The organism is Streptococcus sp. 27098_8_99, assembly GCF_041431935.1.
In the GTDB taxonomy this organism is placed as follows: Bacteria; Bacillota; Bacilli; order Lactobacillales; family Streptococcaceae; genus Streptococcus; species Streptococcus parasanguinis_D.
In genome coordinates this window covers 41750-57209 of record NZ_JAPVYQ010000012.1, presented here as the reverse complement: position 1 = coordinate 57209, position 15460 = coordinate 41750, and the positions used below count along the sequence as shown (strand labels likewise).

Here is a 15460-nt window from a genome sequence, read left to right as displayed (position 1 = left end):
TTAAAAGACTTGTTCCTGAATGAAATCCCTAGCAAGTATCAAAAAAGCTGGTCTATAAACGAACCAGCTTTCTTTTTTGATCCTAAAAGGGAAGATCTTCTTCTTCTAAGATGATATCGGCTAAATCTCCCGTTCCACCATTTTCACGCATCGCTCGCTGAGCGCGGCTCTCTAGCAACTGAAAACTTTGGCAGAGGACCTCTGTCACATACTGCATGACCCCATTTTTCTCGTAGCGGCGCGTCCGAATCTCTCCATCCAAAGAGATCAGGCTCCCTTTGCTGGCATAACTAGCCATGGTTTCAGCCAATTTCCCCCAGACAACGACATTGACAAAATCAGTCTCTCGCTCCCCGTTTTGGTCCTTGTAGCGACGATTGACCGCAACGGTCACTCGGGCAACGGATTTGTCTGTGCTGGTTTTATGCAATTCTGGGGCCGCCACCAGGCGACCGATTAAAATAACTTTATTATACATCATTTACCTCCTATCTATTTATTCGAAAAAATTTCAAAAAATGGAGGTAGCAAATCAAAATCATCAAAAAAATCTAGGATTCAAAACATCCTAGATTCTTCTCTTTATTCGTTCCAGTGACGAGCAGGATCAAATGGTGTCCCTGCTACTTCTGCGTCATCCAATTCAATAATGCCTCGTTTTTGAGGAGCATTTGGCAAGTGCAATTCACGCGGACTGCACATCATGCCATAACTTTTTTCTCCACGAAGGGCCCCAGGGAAAATCAAGCTGCCATCCGGCATCATAGCACCTGGAAGAGCGACAATGGTCTTTAGACCCACCCGCGCATTTGGAGCGCCTGCTACGATCTGAACCGTCTTATCTGGTCCAACTGCTACTTGGCAGATATTCAAGTGGTCACTATCTGGATGGGCCACCATTTCAAGGATTTCGCCCACCACAAATTTTGGTTCCCGATCGTTGACCAAACGTTCTGCGAAGCCTTCTCTTTCCAATTCTTGGTTCAAACGATCCACTTGCTCATCTGTCAAAAAGACTTGACACTTGCCTTCGATGGCGAAGAAAGATGAGGCATCAAAGATATTCCAGGCAACGGTTTCTTGGTTGTCCTCACGGTAAACGCGAGCCACTTTTCCTTTTCTCTCCACCGCGAGCTTTGCATCTCCACTATTTTTCAAGGTCAGCATCAAGACATCGCCGACTTGTTCTTTGTTGTATGTTACAATCATGATTTTCTCCTATTTTAATCCTGCTAAGAATGCTGTAATCTGCGCTTTGGTTTTCCGATCCCGATTGACAAACCGACCGATTTCCTTATCCTTTTCCAGAACCACCAAACTAGGGATCCCATAAACATCCCAGACTTTCGCCAGATCCATATAGGCATCTCTGTCAATCAAGATAAAGGTAAATTCAGGATTTTCAGTCTCAATCTCCGGCAAAAAAGGCTTGAGGTAACGACAATCCCCACACCAATCTGCTGAAAAGACAAACACTTTCTTGCCCTCTTGCTCTACATATGAAGCAATTTCTTCTATAGAACTCGGTATAATCATAGTTTTTCCTCTTCATAATGCAAGAGACCATCCTCATAGACAAAGCGGTAATGGCGCTCATCTTCAAAAATGACACCACCTACTAAGCGCTCTTCACTCGACTCGTAGAGTTCCACGTACAGGGTCGCAATCCTTCCCATGGCTTCCATTTGCTCCCGTACTTCTGCTACCAATTCTTCTTGGGTACGGAGACGCTTTTGATCTTTGGCAATTTTATAAACACCGGCCGCAAGGGCTCCTGCACTTGCTACAGCCAGACTAGACAAAATAATTTTTTTAGCTTTCATAGTGCCTATTGTAACACAAAATAAGCAGAGGGACAACGGTCTAGGCTGGATCTCTCCCTCCGCTTTTAGAGACTGATTTCCATAATAACGCTACCATCCTTGTAGAAAAAGTGATAAAATAGCATCAGAAAGAAGGTAACCTATGACTGATTTATTTTCTAAAATCAAAGAAGTAACTGAAATCCCTGCTATCTCAGGTCATGAAGCTCCTGTACGGGATTATTTACGCCAACAATTGACCCCTCATGTGGACGAAATCGTAACAGATGGTCTCGGTGGGATCTTTGGTGTCAAACACTCAACAGCTGCCGATGCTCCTCGTATCTTAGTAGCTGCTCACATGGACGAAGTTGGTTTTATGATTAGCGAAATCAAAGCTGACGGAACTTTCCGCGTTGTCCCAATCGGAGGTTGGAACCCGATGGTCGTCAGCAGCCAACGCTTCAAACTCTTTACACGTGACGGACGTGAATACCCTGCTATTTCAGGATCTGTTCCTCCTCATTTGACACGTGGAACAGGTGGACCAACCGTACCTGCCATTAGCGACATCGTCTTTGATGCTGGCTTTAGCTCTAAAGCCGAAGCTGAAAGCTATGGGGTCCGTCCTGGAGATACTTTGGTCCCAGATAGCTCTGCGATTCTCACTGCTAATGGTAAAAACGTCATCTCAAAAGCATGGGATAACCGCTACGGCGTCTTGATGGTCAGTGAATTGGCCAAGAACCTTTCTGGACAAGCCTTAAACAACGAACTGTATGTAGGGGCCAACGTTCAAGAAGAAGTGGGATTGCGTGGAGCTCACACTTCAACCACTAAATTTGATCCTGAAATCTTCCTTGCTGTAGACTGTTCGCCAGCAGCTGATGTCTTTGGAGACCAAGGTGCGATTGGGGAAGGAACACTGCTTCGCTTCTACGATCCAGGTCACATCATGCTACCAAATATGAAAGATTTCTTGCTCACTACTGCTGAAGAAGCGGGCATCAAATTCCAATACTATTGTGCCAAAGGTGGTACCGATGCAGGTGCAGCACACTTGAAGAATGGTGGAGTCCCATCAACCACCATTGGTGTCTGTGCACGTTACATCCACTCTCACCAAACCCTCTATGCCATGGATGATTTCTTGCAAGCGCAAGCCTTCTTACAAGCATTGGTTAAGAAATTGGATCGCTCTACAGTTGATTTGATCAAACACTATTAAGTAGCATCGATCTGAAGCCCCGTAAGGGGCTTTTTTAGGGGGGAAACAAGGTTCTCTTTGAAACTTTCCAGCGTGAGTCACCATTGAGTCCCTTGGCATCCACACTCCCCTTAGGAAAGTATCTTAGAATATTTTATCTTCCATCTGTTTTCTGATATAATATGAAAGAATGAAATGGTAGGGAACGGGACACTCATCCTTGGATTCGTATGGCAGCCCCTTCCCTTATATACAGGAGTTTTACATGAAAAAACAAGCTTTTAGTTCTGAAAAGTATTTGAACTTGCAACGTGACCACATTATTGAGCGGATCAACCAATTCGATGGCAAGCTCTACCTTGAATTTGGTGGTAAGATGTTAGAAGACTTTCACGCTGCTCGTGTCCTCCCTGGATACGAACCAGACAATAAGATCAAGCTGCTCCAAGAATTGCGCGACCAGGTGGAAATTGTCATTGCCATCAACGCCAACAACATTGAGCACTCAAAAGCCCGTGGGGACCTAGGGATTTCTTATGACCAAGAAGTACTGCGTTTGATCGACAAATTCAATGAATTGGGGATTTTTGTAGGCTCTGTCGTCATCACCCAATATGCTGGACAAGCTGCAGCAGATGCCTTTCGCAAACAACTGGACAAGAGCGGGATTGCCTCTTATCTCCACTATCCGATCAAGGGCTATCCGACTGATATGGACCACATCATCTCTCCTGAAGGAATGGGGAAAAATGACTACATCAAAACTAGCCGCAATTTGGTCGTTGTGACAGCTCCTGGACCTGGTTCTGGTAAGCTGGCAACGTGTATGTCCAATATGTACCATGACCAATTAAATGGGATCAAATCCGGTTATGCTAAGTTTGAAACCTTCCCAGTATGGAATCTTCCTTTGCACCACCCAGTTAACTTGGCTTATGAAGCAGCGACTGCAGATCTAGACGATGTCAATATGATCGATCCTTTCCACCTCCAAACCTACGGGGAAACAACGGTCAATTACAACCGCGATATCGAAATCTTCCCTGTCTTGAAGCGCATGTTGGAACGCATCTTAGGAACCTCTCCTTACGCTTCTCCAACAGACATGGGCGTCAACATGGTTGGCTTTGCCATTGTGGACAATGACGCTGCGATTGAAGCTTCCCAACAAGAAATCATCCGTCGCTATTACCAAACCATTTTGGATGTTAAAGCAGAGCGTGTCGGTGAAGGAGCTGTCAAGAAGATCGAGCTCTTGATGAATGATTTGGGGATTACTCCAAATGATCGGAAAGTGACCGTGCTTGCCCGCCAAAAAGAAGAAGAAACAGGTGAGCCAGCCTTGGCCCTTGAATTACCAAACGGCGAGATGGTAACCGGAAAAACCTCTGATCTATTTGGCCCAACCGCAGCCCTCTTGATCAATGCGATCAAGAAATTGGCACATATTGATAAAGAAACCAAATTAATCGAGCCAGAATACGTCCAACCTATCCAAGGCTTGAAGATCAATCATTTGGGTAGCCGTAACCCTCGTCTTCACTCAAACGAGATCCTCATTGCCCTAGCCATTACAGCTATGACCAATGAAGACGCTAAGCTTGCTATGCAAGAATTAGGCAAGTTGAAAGGCAGTGAAGCCCACTCAACCGTGATGCTAACAGACGAAGACAAGAATGTCCTTCGCAAGCTCGGTATCAACGTCACTATGGACCCTGTCTACCAATACGATCGCTTGTATCGTAAATAAACTCAGACAAACAAAAACAATCCCTGCTCGAGGGATTGTTTTTTTATGATGCAAAGAAGAAAGATTATTTGACGGCATCCCATAATTGGCGAATGGGCTTTCTTTGAACAGGGTCCACAAAATGAGGAGCAATTTCATTCAAAGATTCTAGGACAAAGGCACGTTCTGCCACATAAGGATGTGGCAAGATCAAGCTCGGACTGTAACAAATGGTGTCCTCCATATAGAGCAGATCTAAATCAATCACACGTGGTCCCCACTTGACCTCACGGATACGTCCCATTTCCTGCTCAATGGCAAGTAAAGCCTCTAATAAATCCTCTGGGGTCATCCAGGTTTCAACTTCTGCCACTTGATTCAAAAAGGTGTCCTGCTCCACTCCTCCCCAAGGTTCTGTTTCAATCCTTGTGGATGTCTGAAGAAGGCGAATGCCTCGATCCTTGATTTTTTCTAGCGCCGTCTCTAGTTGCAGTTGTTTATCTCCCATATTGGTGCCAAGCCCAATAAAGGCCCGTTTTTTCTCCCGTTCGATTGTCACCGAACAAGTCTCTAGTGGCAAGGAAACAGGAGCCCAAGGTTTTTTCAACTCCAGACGAACTTTTTTTACAAAGGCATAGCTTTCAAAAATCTTTTGCACCAACTGAAAGGCCACCGTTTCAATCAGATCGATCTTTTCTGCCTGCATCCACTCGGTCAACTGTTCCGCCAAGATCCCATAATGGATCGAAGCTTCCAAATCACCTGTGCGGGCAGCACGGGTCATCTCATAATCTACCCATAGGTCTAGGACAAAGCGTTGTCCTAATTCTTTTTCTGCTGGAAAAACACCGTGATAGGCGTATACCTCTAAGTCCTTGATCCGTAATTGATCCACTCTCTTCACCTCTTATAGCCAGCCATTAGTGGCCCATGAGTTTATAAGCTTCATTTTTTAAGTCTTTATCTGTCGCAAGCAGTCCACGCGCAGCAGTTGTCACTGTAGCGGTCCCAGGTTTACGGACACCACGCATGTTCATACACATATGCTCTGCTTCTACCCAGACAAGTGCTCCTTGTGCTCCAAGATATTCCATCAAGGCATCTGCAATTTCTACCGTCAAACGTTCCTGAATCTGTGGTTTTTTAGCGTAAACTTCAACCGTACGAGCCAGTTTGGAAAGCCCAGCCACACGGCCATTTGGAATGTAGGCAATGTGCAGTTTTCCATAAAATGGTAAAAAGTGATGCTCACACATGGAATGGAAGAAGATATCCTTCTCGACCACCATATTGTTATCAATGATTTCAAATGATTTAGACAGGTGCTCCTCTGCTGTCTGCCCTAGTCCTGCAAATATTTCTTGGTACATCTTGGCAATGCGGGTCGGCGTTTCCTGAAGTCCCTCACGGTTCTCATCTTCACCGACTGCCTCGATGATCATTTTCACTGCTTCTTCAATTTTCTTTGTATCCATATCATCTCCTAGTTGGATTTTTCTGTTTTTAATAAATAAGGTCGTACCTGGCTAAGGAAGTAGAGCGACCCCGTTACAATGAGGAGCTCATCGCCTTTTGCTTGCCAGTTTTGTAGAAACTCTTGCCAGTTGACTTCCTCAAGCTGATGGTTTTTCGCAGCAGCTGTCATCTCTTCTTGAGAATAAGCTCTTGGATCTTCAAAGCTCGTGAGGATCAAGCGACTATTTTCTAGCTCCTGCCACTGAATGAGCATCTCTTCTAAGGCTTTGGTCCGGATGCAGGTAAAAAGAATAGTCTTTTTTTGACTTGGAAAAAGTTCCCGAAGGCTTGCGATCAAAGGCGCAACGGCGTGGGGGTTATGGGCCCCATCAAGCAAGAGCATGGGATTTTGCGAGACCACTTCCATCCGGCCAGGCCAGACGACTTGATGCAAGGCCTCATCCACTAACTCTCTTGACAAGAGTTCACGCCCTTCTCTTTCAAAAAGTACATCACAGATACTGATCGCAAGAGCTGCATTTCTGGCCTGGTGATGACCTAAGAGCGCTACTTGATAAGAGGCTTTTTCTCTTTTAGAACTGTGATAAGAAAAGGATTGGCCTGATAGACAAGAGGCCTCTAGCTCAACTTGGTAATCTCTGTCATAGGCTGTTATCGGTACCTGCTTCTGAATCGCAATACCTTCAATGACTTGGCTGGCTTCTGCTTCTAATTTCCCTAGAACCAGAGGAATTCCTGGCTTAATGATACCAGCCTTTTCACGGGCGATGGAAGCCAGATCTGGCCCCAAAAGGGCGACATGATCCAAGCCAATCGAAGTGATCGCGGTCAGAACAGGCTGACAGACATTAGTACTGTCAAGTCGTCCCCCCATACCGACTTCCATGATCACATAATCCAGCTCCTCATGAGCAAAATAATCATAGGCAATCGCCGTCATCACTTCAAATTCCGTCAACCCTTGAAAGACGGCCTTTGATTGTTTAGCTTGCAGGAGCTGCTGGTAACTATCCAGGTAGGTTTGCAGGTCTTGATCCAAAATGGCTTCGCCATTAATGGTGATTTGGTCATTGTAATGGATCAGATAAGGAGAGGTAAAGACTCCAACCCGTAAACCTGCCTGCCTCAAGAGTTGGGACAAGGTAGCAATGGTAGAGCCTTTGCCATTGGTCCCCGCAACATGAATAACCCGACAGTCTAGGTGAGGATTTCCTCTCAAAGCTAAGAGAGCTTCCATGCGCTCCAAACCGAAATGAGGATCTTGGGAACGATAGGCTTCTAGCCAACGAAGATCCAACTGATGTTCTTTTGTCTTCATTTACTTGTATTGTTTTAAATTGGTATCTGCTGCCTCTTGGGCTTGGAAAATGGCTTGGCCCAGACTAGCTGCCATCTTGTGAAGGGGAATATCATGCACCCGCACCACTTCGACTCCTTGACTGGCTGCAATACTCGTCAAATGGCTCGAAGCCAGGTCCCGATTCCAAAAACCAGTCTCCGTTGCAGGATCTGTCTCAAATCCAGCTTCCTCAATAATGTTGACCACAAAGCGTTTGCGGGAGACCCCTAGAAAGATCGGATACCCCTTTTGGTGAATCGTCTCGAGTTCTTGTAATAAGAGTAAGTTCTCTCGCTTGGTCAAACCAAAACCGATCCCAGGATCCAGCATAATACGATCTGTCTGGACACCGGCTGCTTTCGCTACCTCAAGCGAGCGGTCAAAGAAGGCCCACATCAAGTCTTGAATCGGTTCTTGAACCATCTGTTGAAGCTCTTGCTCTGAAAAGACTGGTTCAAAACCAAAACTTGGAAAGATAGTGGAACTTGGATGATGCGGTCTTGCCATCACTGGATTAAACATGAGAACTGCGCTCGCTTCATGCTCCGCAACCACAGCAGCCATCTTAGGATCTCCAAGAAAACCAGTAATATCGTTGACAATATCAGCTCCAGCTTCAAGCGCTGCGGCTGCCACCTGGGACTTCCAGGTATCCACTGAAATCAAGACATCACTTTCTTGCCGAATGGCTTTAATCACCGGAACCACGCGGTCAATCTCTTCTTGGATCTCCACATAATGACTTCCTGGTCTGGTTGATTCTCCTCCGACATCGAGGATCTGAGCTCCTTCTTGGATCAGTTTTCTCGCCTGCTGCAAGGCTGCATCCACACTCGTATACTTACCGCCATCAGAAAATGAATCCGGAGTGACATTTAAGATCCCACAAAGAAGGGTCCCTTGGCCACTCAGCCATTTTTTATCAATCATTTTCGTTCTCCTTTGATTCCCTTACTACAGCATGATTGCGAACAAAAGAGGCTAGAACAAGTGTTCTAAACCCCTGAGTCTACTCTCCATACGGATTTCTGATTTTATCTGACCTTCTGTAGGATGGTTCTGCATCAAAACTCATTGGTACCTACCATTTTATCATAATTTATCATGGAAGAAAACTCTCCATACTGGCAATAAACAAAGGAGTATGACCACCGGATAATAATAAGCCAGCGCATTCAAGGTCATGTGAAGGTAAATGCTATATTCGATCCGCTTGTAGCGATAAGCCACCCAAGTTAAGATCAAGGACATGCCTCCGTAAGCTACCCATTCCCCTAGGGTACTCGGTCCATGCAAGTACGTAAAAAAGAGAGCACCGGCTAGATAACCGATCGGTTCTGCCCCTCGAAAGATCAAATGAGGGATAATGGCCCGACAGAGCAGCTCTTCTAGAATCGGAGCAACAAGGATCACGACCATGCCCATAGCGAGAAAAGGAGCATGAGATTGCAGTTCATTCAGAGCCGCTTGGTTTGCCGTCGTACCACCTGCCTCTTGTTTCAACAAGGGATAGGCGAGCAGGTTATTAGCCATCAATAAGAGAAGAAAAAGAAAATTTCTCCCCAGAGCCGGCCAGGTTATGACCCGAACATCTAAGTTCTCCAGAGGGCTCATCTTAATGACCTTATAAAAAACAAAGAGCACCGCCACTGTCACCAAGAGAGTGAGGATAGTGATCCACCTTGCATCCATTCCTTCTTGAAGGGAATAAACCATAGTGATGAGGGGGAATTGTGAGAGAAAGAACAAGGGCACAAAAATAAGGAGCCAGAGGGCATTCTTACATAATGGGTGCTTTCGAACAAAAGACTGTATATTTTTCAATGGACAACCTCTTTCTTGTATAAAATAAGAAGACTGGGGCTTTCGCCTCTAGCCTTCTCACTTTATTTCAGTTTACTGATTTTTGAAACGTTCAACGTCACGCGCAATCACCAACTCTTCATCAGTTGGAATCACCAATACCTTCACACGGGAATCATCTGTGGAAATGTCTCCGACAACTCCAAAGACGTTCTTTTCAGGATCGACCTTGCAGCCAAACCAGCTGATTCCATTGATAATAGAAGAACGAACGTTTACTGCATTTTCACCGATTCCTGCTGTAAAGATGATGGCATCTGCACCATTCAAAACAGCCAAGTATTGACCGATGTATTTTTGCAAACGATCGATAAAGATATCGTAAGCCAATTTGGCTTTTTCGTCTCCATTATGCATCGCTGTATGAATATCCCGCATGTCGCTAGAAGATCCAGAAACACCCAGAAGACCTGATTCACGATTGAGGATACGGCTAATATCTTCAGGCTTATTGAAATCCTCTGTATGCTCCATCAAGTAAGGAATAATCGCTGGATCGAGATCCCCTGTACGGGTTCCCATCATGACTCCACCTAGAGGGGTGAAGCCCATTGAGGTATCCACAGAGATTCCCTTGTCAACCGCTGTAACAGATACACCATTTCCAACGTGGCAGGTGATCAATTTCAATTCTTCTAATGGTTTTCCAAGAAGTTTAGCAGCTTCACCAGCTACATACTGATGACTGGTTCCATGAGCGCCGTACTTACGGACCTTATTTTCTGTGTAATATTTAGTTGGAAGAGGGTAACGATAAGCTTTTTCCGGCATGGTTGTATGGAAAGAAGTATCAAATACCACAACACTGGTAATATTTGGACAAATCTCTCTAAAGGCACGAATTCCGGCTGCATTTGCAGGATTATGAAGAGGTGCTAACAAAGACAATTCTTCTACTTTTCGAAGGACTTCGTCATCTACCAAGGCAGAATCCTTGAAGTATTCTCCACCAGCAACGACGCGGTGGCCCACACCTGTAATCTCATCGTAAGATTTGATAATATCAAAACGAATCAAATCATCCAACAAAATTTTTACAGCTTGTGTATGGTCCTGGATATCTAATACTTGTTTTTCAGAGCGTCCATCAAATTTAACAGTTGAAATAGAATCCTTCAAACCGATCCGTTCAATCAACCCTTTTGCAAGAACAGTTTCCTCTGGCATTTGGTACAATTGCCATTTCAAACTAGAGCTTCCTGCATTAATAGAAATTGTTTTCGACATATATTCACCTCATTAAGCGTTTTCACTTCCTCTATTATATCAGATCTTTGATCAAATTTCACTATCCTTTAACCAGTTTTGGAAACTTTCCATAAAGTGAACCACCTGGTCTTGATCCTGGAGATCGGTAAACGGATAGACAAAGGGCTGAACAGACTCTTCTTCTTGTTTTCGTAGGACGAAAATCGTCTTAGCATAGGCTGGATTTGAAAAAAGAGATTCTGGCAAGGTCAGCATGGCAAGGATTTGGGCTTTGTCTGTTAGCCAAGCTTTCAACAGGTCACTCTGAGGGCTTGTCAAGAGGTTATTGGGGGCTAAAAAGATAGCTACTCCTTGAGGTTTCAGGTATTTCAAAGCCTGTTCCATCATGAGATGATGGGCATAGGTATGGCCTTCGGAGCTCGCTACCTGATATCGCTGTGCAATCGCATCATCTGGATAGTAACCAATCGGAAGATCACTAACGATCAAGTCACTTTCTTTCAACACTTGCGGACGCACCGCATCTCCTTGTGCAAAGACAACGCTAGACTCCATCACATCTGCGATACTAGCAGATAAGTCAATCAAGAGATCATCCACTTCCAACCCTAAGTAATCGATCTTGAGACGGCTATTGTTGACAATAGTCTCAGCTAGATTTCCGGTCCCACTTCCCACTTCTAAGACATCCAGTTGGTCGCCTTTGGCCAACTGATCGATCAAAAATGTAATGATAAAACCAATCGCATCTGGTGTGAACTGGTGATTCGCTTGTAAAGGTTCTGTCTGAGCAGCTTTCATAAATAGGAATTGGTAGGCTCTGCGCCATTCTTCCTTACTTAAACCTAGCTCTTTTAATTTTTGGCTATTGTTTTTAACAATGTCTAAATCCGTCTTGCCCTCCAAATACATGGCATTTTGTTCAATCAAGGCGTCATAAAAGTTGGTCGACAATTCATTTTGAATACTTTGAGTGTTTTCCAATAGATAGGTATAGGCTTGTTCAATTTTTTCGAAATTCATGATTTCCTCCGCACCCTATCATACCAAAAATTAGTCTTTTTCGCTATTTTCTGATGGCTCCTTCGTCTCTTTTGACGTCTCTTCAGAAGGCTTTTCGCTCCCTGTCTTCTCTTTTTCTTTCCTCGTCTTCTTCTTTTCTTTTTGACTCTTGCTACTTTCTTTTTCTTCCCTTACTGGAAGGACAAACTCATAGCTTTCGCCATTCATCTCAGCTTGGGCATGAAGAAAACCGGTGTCCTGCTGTAGCTGAACAACTCCAGATTTTAAATGAATCTCTGATGTCTTCTCATCACTCTTTCTCTTTTCAAGAGCCAATTGCACCAACGCATAGGCCCGAAGACGCTCTTGACTCGTCTTTAAGATTCGTCTTTCCGCAACCTGACGGTGAAGGTAAAACTGAAGCAAGAGACTAAAAATCGCCGCCATCAAGAGGGCGTAGAGCAAGACCCCAGCCTTAACTTTTTTCATTTTGTATCGCTGGTACCACATGGTAGACATACTCCCTTTCTAGACCTTCTTCGAAATTCAATCGCAGATGAAGCAACTCTCCCTCCTGCCAAATCTGACTGGAGTGAACCCCTGAAATCATAGGCTGATAGCCCCTGCCCTTATCATCTGTTTTTCGGATATCATCTCCTTTAGATTGACCAATGGCAATTGGTTTTTGATCCTGAACCAAGTAGATATGGTTATTCTCCACTTTTTCAAAATGACTCCGGTCCAATTCCACCTGCAATTGTTGCTGAAAAAGTATCCATTCTTCCTGCTTTTGATGCGCCTGGTAGTCCAATTCAGCATGCAGGAGCTTGGTCAAGCCTTGAAAGACCAACACACCCCCACTGAGCACCAAGAGAGCGACCAAGGCTTCGAGCAGGGTAAAGGCCTTGACCTTTCCTTTATTCCACATGCAGTACCACCTTCCCTTGATGATAGACCGTGAGCTGATCGGCATCTTTTTCGACTTGAACTTGAATACCATTGGCCTCTAGATGATTTTGCCCTGTCTGAAGCGCCATTTGAGCGACAGATAAGACCTCTACCTCTTTGAAATCCGCTAGTCGCTCCTTGCGCGAACGCCGGATCTCCCCTAACAATAAGGTCGTAATCATGGCAAATAAACCCAAGGCAACTAAGGATTCTATGAGAATACTAGCGGGAACGGATGCTTTTTTTAATTTTCCCATTTCCAAGCGACAGTTGATAGGTCACCACTCCTCTCTGTGTCTGAAAGTGAACATTGGCCAGGGATGAATTGCCACCTGCACGGTCTAAACGAATAGTTTTAGGATCTTGCAAAATGACAGAATCAGGAATCTCCACCGTCTGGTAGGGCGTTTGAATCTTCCTTGCAGTCACTTCAACATCCAATTCCGTTTGCCTTGCCAAGGCTATCTTTTGGCTTTCTTGATAGAGGTGTTCAAACTCTGCAAAAAATACTTTTTCTTCCACCTGCTGAAAGCTCGTCTTGATCGATCCCGATAAGCCCAGATAGATAAAACTGACGATCATCAAGGTCAGAAGGGTCTCCACCAAGGTGAAGGCCTTAATCTGCAACCGCACGAGTTTCTCCACTATTTTTCGCATAATAGGCACGATAAGATTCTGCTTGTTTGTTGGTAATATTTCCATCAGCAATTAGCTTTGATAGAGTGGCTTGGTCATTGGTATGATTGAGCTCGTACAATTCAGCCTGACTTTCGACCACCTTCACAACCGCTGCATTTCCTGTCTCTTTCACGGAGTCTTTTTGCTTGGTCAAATTCGGCACAAAGAGCAATAAGAGCACACTGATGATCAATAAGACCACCAACATTTCAATAAGTGTAAAAGCTTTAACCTTATAAGTTTTTAATTTTTTCATAAATGAACCTCCATATTTTGATAAATCGGCAGCAACATGGTTGCATAGAGTAACACAATCACAAGAGCTACAAAGACAAACACCAAGGGTTGTATCACATTCATGGCCTTGTGAACCCGACGAAAGAAATCTTCCCATGTTTTTTCAGCGTAGATCTCTAGCTCACTTCCGAGCTTTGATTTGACTTCACCATATTCAATCATAAGGGGCAATTCTTTTTTGAAAAAAGGATACCCCCTGACCGTCTCTGAAAAGGACTGGCCACGATCTAAAGAAAGAGCTAAGTCCCTTCCAATTTCTTGAAAAAGCTGGGATTTTTGCTCCTGCATCATGGAAAAAATCTGAGACAATTCCAAACCTTGCCCAATCAGATTGCCCCATTCTCTGGCATAATAGGCTGTCAAATAAGCTTGAATCATGCCTTTTCCGAAAGGCAGATGAGACAAGGTTCTAAAAACCTTGATCTTGCCTGACTGTCGATAATAGAGAAAGCCGAGTAAGAAGAAGGTCACCAGTCCCGCTCCTAAGGCCAAAAAGAGTTGGGGAAAGGAACTGATCAATTGCGTCCCAATATTTTGAGCATCCATTTGAGGGAGCAAGTAATTGCGCAAGCCAAGCATAATTAGAACTAAAAATCCAAGCAAGATAAGAGGATAGGTGCTCACCTCAATCAGCTTTTTCTTGACCTTGCGCATGTTTTCTAGGTAAGCACTGATTTTCTCCAAGCTCAATGCAAGATTGCCATGAAGCTCAGCGAGAGACAGCTGTGTCGTGACCGTATCTGAAAAACCGATCCCCGCCATCATCTCTGAAAAACTCCGCCCCCGCGAGAGATCCTCTCGCATCTGGGAAACCAAACGACTCTCCACTAGGTGAGAGCGATCCAGAAAATCGACAATCTCAGATAGGTGAAAACCACTCGAATAAAGATTCAAAAACAATTCGATGATTTGCTTTTGTTTAGCGGTAGATAATTTTTTCGGCTTGGGCCTGAGCCAGCTGGATATATCCCGATTGAGCCAAGAGATCCATTTGTTGGTTCCAGCGGCTGGCTGAGTGCTCTTGGTAGTTTTCCGTCGCAAAATCGACCACACCTCCTCCTGCAATTAATCGTTGGTAGCAAATACCTTGTAAAACAATTTTGAGCTCTTCCTCACTCACTCCAAGTTCTAAGAGCCTCTCATAAACACCTCGAACGCTCTTGGCATGAATCGTAGAGAAGACGGTGACTCCTGTCAAACTAGCTCGTACGACTGCACGAGCTGTTTCCTTATCTCGGATCTCTCCAATAATGAGAAGGTCCGGCCGATGGCGCAAGGAGAGTTTGATCAGGTTGTCATAGGTCATGCCAATCTGGTCATTCAGCTGAAGCTGAAGCATATTATCCTGCTTGATCTCGACAGGATCTTCAATAGACATGACTTGCTGATCTGCAAAGCGCTCTTGCGCTAAAGCATGCATGAGAGTGGTCTTTCCCGAACCAACAGGACCCGCAAAAAGATAAAGCCCACGACCAGCCAATTTCTTCTTCAACTCAGGTAGTTGATCAAACCAAAACCGTAATTCGCGTTCCTCATCATGCAAGAGCCGAATAACCAAGCTTTCATAGCCACGATAATCTCCCACCGTCGACAAGCGAATCGAAACCACTCCATTCTCCAAAGGGTAATCACACGATCCTAGCTGGCTGCGCCTTTTTTCTCCCACATTCATCCCTGCTACGAACTTAAAGTGGCTGATCATAGCCGTCATCTCCTCAAAAGGAAAGGACTGCACAAAGCGCCTATCGTCTCCCACCCTCATAAAAACTTGGTACTCCTCCTTCCGAGGAATGAAGTAAAGATCCTGAGCTTCTTCCTTTTTCCCCATACGGATCAGTTTTTTTGCAATTTCTTGAACCATAGTTCCTCCTCTCACTTATACTATTCGAAAAAGAAGACAAAAAAAGAAG

20 protein-coding genes are annotated in these 15460 nt (G+C 44.7%); 2 read left to right on the top strand and 18 right to left on the bottom strand.

Annotation, left to right across the window (positions count from 1 at the left end; genetic code table 11):
* Positions 1-82: 82 nt before the first annotated feature.
* The 4 genes from O3605_RS07775 to O3605_RS07760 all read right to left on the bottom strand — a co-directional run bounded on the left by O3605_RS07775 (position 83) and on the right by O3605_RS07760 (position 1823).
* On the bottom strand, positions 83-478 hold the full coding sequence (locus O3605_RS07775; RefSeq protein ID WP_003004675.1) for a single-stranded DNA-binding protein: 396 nt from the start codon (positions 476-478) through the stop codon (positions 83-85).
* A 104-nt stretch (positions 479-582) separates the two neighbouring features.
* Positions 583-1209 (bottom strand): YtpR family tRNA-binding protein, encoded by a 627-nt coding sequence (ytpR, locus tag O3605_RS07770; RefSeq protein ID WP_049496873.1) that lies wholly within the window; start codon positions 1207-1209, stop codon positions 583-585.
* A gap of 9 nt (positions 1210-1218) precedes the next feature.
* Positions 1219-1536, bottom strand: a complete 318-nt coding sequence (locus O3605_RS07765) for a thioredoxin family protein (RefSeq protein WP_049496871.1) — start codon at positions 1534-1536, stop codon at positions 1219-1221.
* Positions 1533-1823 carry a DUF4651 domain-containing protein gene (locus tag O3605_RS07760; RefSeq protein ID WP_049472862.1) on the bottom strand — a complete coding sequence of 97 codons (291 nt, stop codon included), beginning with the start codon at positions 1821-1823 and terminating at the stop codon, positions 1533-1535. The genes O3605_RS07765 and O3605_RS07760 overlap by 4 nt, the downstream gene beginning before the upstream one ends.
* A 142-nt stretch (positions 1824-1965) precedes the next feature.
* Between O3605_RS07760 and pepA the strand changes: the two genes are divergently transcribed.
* Together pepA and O3605_RS07750 are read left to right on the top strand one after the other, a co-directional pair.
* On the top strand, positions 1966-3030 hold the full coding sequence (gene pepA / locus O3605_RS07755; RefSeq protein WP_049496867.1) for a glutamyl aminopeptidase: 1065 nt from the start codon (positions 1966-1968) through the stop codon (positions 3028-3030).
* 244 nt (positions 3031-3274) lie between these two features.
* A complete protein-coding gene (locus O3605_RS07750) occupies positions 3275-4759 on the top strand; it encodes a DUF1846 domain-containing protein (protein WP_021154294.1) in 1485 nt (494 codons plus the stop codon).
* A 64-nt stretch (positions 4760-4823) separates the two neighbouring features.
* Here O3605_RS07750 and folK read toward each other — a convergent pair whose 3' ends face one another.
* From folK to comGA, 14 genes are all read right to left on the bottom strand, one after another.
* The gene (folK, locus tag O3605_RS07745) at positions 4824-5633 is read right to left on the bottom strand and encodes a 2-amino-4-hydroxy-6-hydroxymethyldihydropteridine diphosphokinase (RefSeq protein WP_049496863.1); all 810 of its coding nucleotides are present in this window, start codon (positions 5631-5633) and stop codon (positions 4824-4826) included.
* Between the two features lie 25 nt (positions 5634-5658).
* Positions 5659-6213 carry a GTP cyclohydrolase I FolE gene (gene folE / locus O3605_RS07740; protein WP_371585776.1) on the bottom strand — a complete coding sequence of 185 codons (555 nt, stop codon included), beginning with the start codon at positions 6211-6213 and terminating at the stop codon, positions 5659-5661.
* Between the two features lie 8 nt (positions 6214-6221).
* The gene (locus O3605_RS07735; protein WP_371585774.1) at positions 6222-7532 is read right to left on the bottom strand and encodes a bifunctional folylpolyglutamate synthase/dihydrofolate synthase; all 1311 of its coding nucleotides are present in this window, start codon (positions 7530-7532) and stop codon (positions 6222-6224) included.
* Positions 7533-8483 (bottom strand): dihydropteroate synthase, encoded by a 951-nt coding sequence (gene folP / locus O3605_RS07730; protein WP_371585773.1) that lies wholly within the window; start codon positions 8481-8483, stop codon positions 7533-7535.
* Between the two features lie 162 nt (positions 8484-8645).
* Positions 8646-9377: a CPBP family intramembrane glutamic endopeptidase gene (locus tag O3605_RS07725; RefSeq protein ID WP_371585771.1), complete on the bottom strand. Its 732-nt coding sequence runs from the start codon at positions 9375-9377 to the stop codon at positions 8646-8648.
* A gap of 72 nt (positions 9378-9449) precedes the next feature.
* Positions 9450-10643: an acetate kinase gene (locus tag O3605_RS07720; RefSeq protein WP_023919646.1), complete on the bottom strand. Its 1194-nt coding sequence runs from the start codon at positions 10641-10643 to the stop codon at positions 9450-9452.
* Between the two features lie 51 nt (positions 10644-10694).
* Complete coding sequence (locus O3605_RS07715) at positions 10695-11648, bottom strand: class I SAM-dependent methyltransferase (RefSeq protein WP_371585769.1); 954 nt, start codon at positions 11646-11648, stop codon at positions 10695-10697.
* A gap of 30 nt (positions 11649-11678) precedes the next feature.
* The gene (gene comGG, locus O3605_RS07710) at positions 11679-12137 is read right to left on the bottom strand and encodes a competence type IV pilus minor pilin ComGG (RefSeq protein WP_499300139.1); all 459 of its coding nucleotides are present in this window, start codon (positions 12135-12137) and stop codon (positions 11679-11681) included.
* Positions 12103-12555, bottom strand: a complete 453-nt coding sequence (gene comGF, locus O3605_RS07705; protein WP_371585765.1) for a competence type IV pilus minor pilin ComGF — start codon at positions 12553-12555, stop codon at positions 12103-12105. The genes comGG and comGF overlap by 35 nt, the downstream gene beginning before the upstream one ends.
* Positions 12545-12832, bottom strand: a complete 288-nt coding sequence (gene comGE / locus O3605_RS07700; protein WP_003004353.1) for a competence type IV pilus minor pilin ComGE — start codon at positions 12830-12832, stop codon at positions 12545-12547. Before comGE ends, comGF begins: the two co-directional genes overlap by 11 nt.
* Positions 12798-13202 (bottom strand): competence type IV pilus minor pilin ComGD, encoded by a 405-nt coding sequence (gene comGD / locus O3605_RS07695; protein ID WP_003004513.1) that lies wholly within the window; start codon positions 13200-13202, stop codon positions 12798-12800. The genes comGE and comGD overlap by 35 nt, the downstream gene beginning before the upstream one ends.
* Positions 13192-13509 carry a competence type IV pilus major pilin ComGC gene (gene comGC / locus O3605_RS07690; RefSeq protein ID WP_023919650.1) on the bottom strand — a complete coding sequence of 106 codons (318 nt, stop codon included), beginning with the start codon at positions 13507-13509 and terminating at the stop codon, positions 13192-13194. The genes comGD and comGC overlap by 11 nt, the downstream gene beginning before the upstream one ends.
* Entirely contained in the window at positions 13506-14537 is a 1032-nt protein-coding gene (gene comGB / locus O3605_RS07685; RefSeq protein WP_371585792.1) for a competence type IV pilus assembly protein ComGB, read from the bottom strand. The genes comGC and comGB overlap by 4 nt, the downstream gene beginning before the upstream one ends.
* The gene (gene comGA, locus O3605_RS07680; protein WP_371585763.1) at positions 14470-15411 is read right to left on the bottom strand and encodes a competence type IV pilus ATPase ComGA; all 942 of its coding nucleotides are present in this window, start codon (positions 15409-15411) and stop codon (positions 14470-14472) included. Before comGA ends, comGB begins: the two co-directional genes overlap by 68 nt.
* Positions 15412-15460 lie beyond the last annotated feature (49 nt).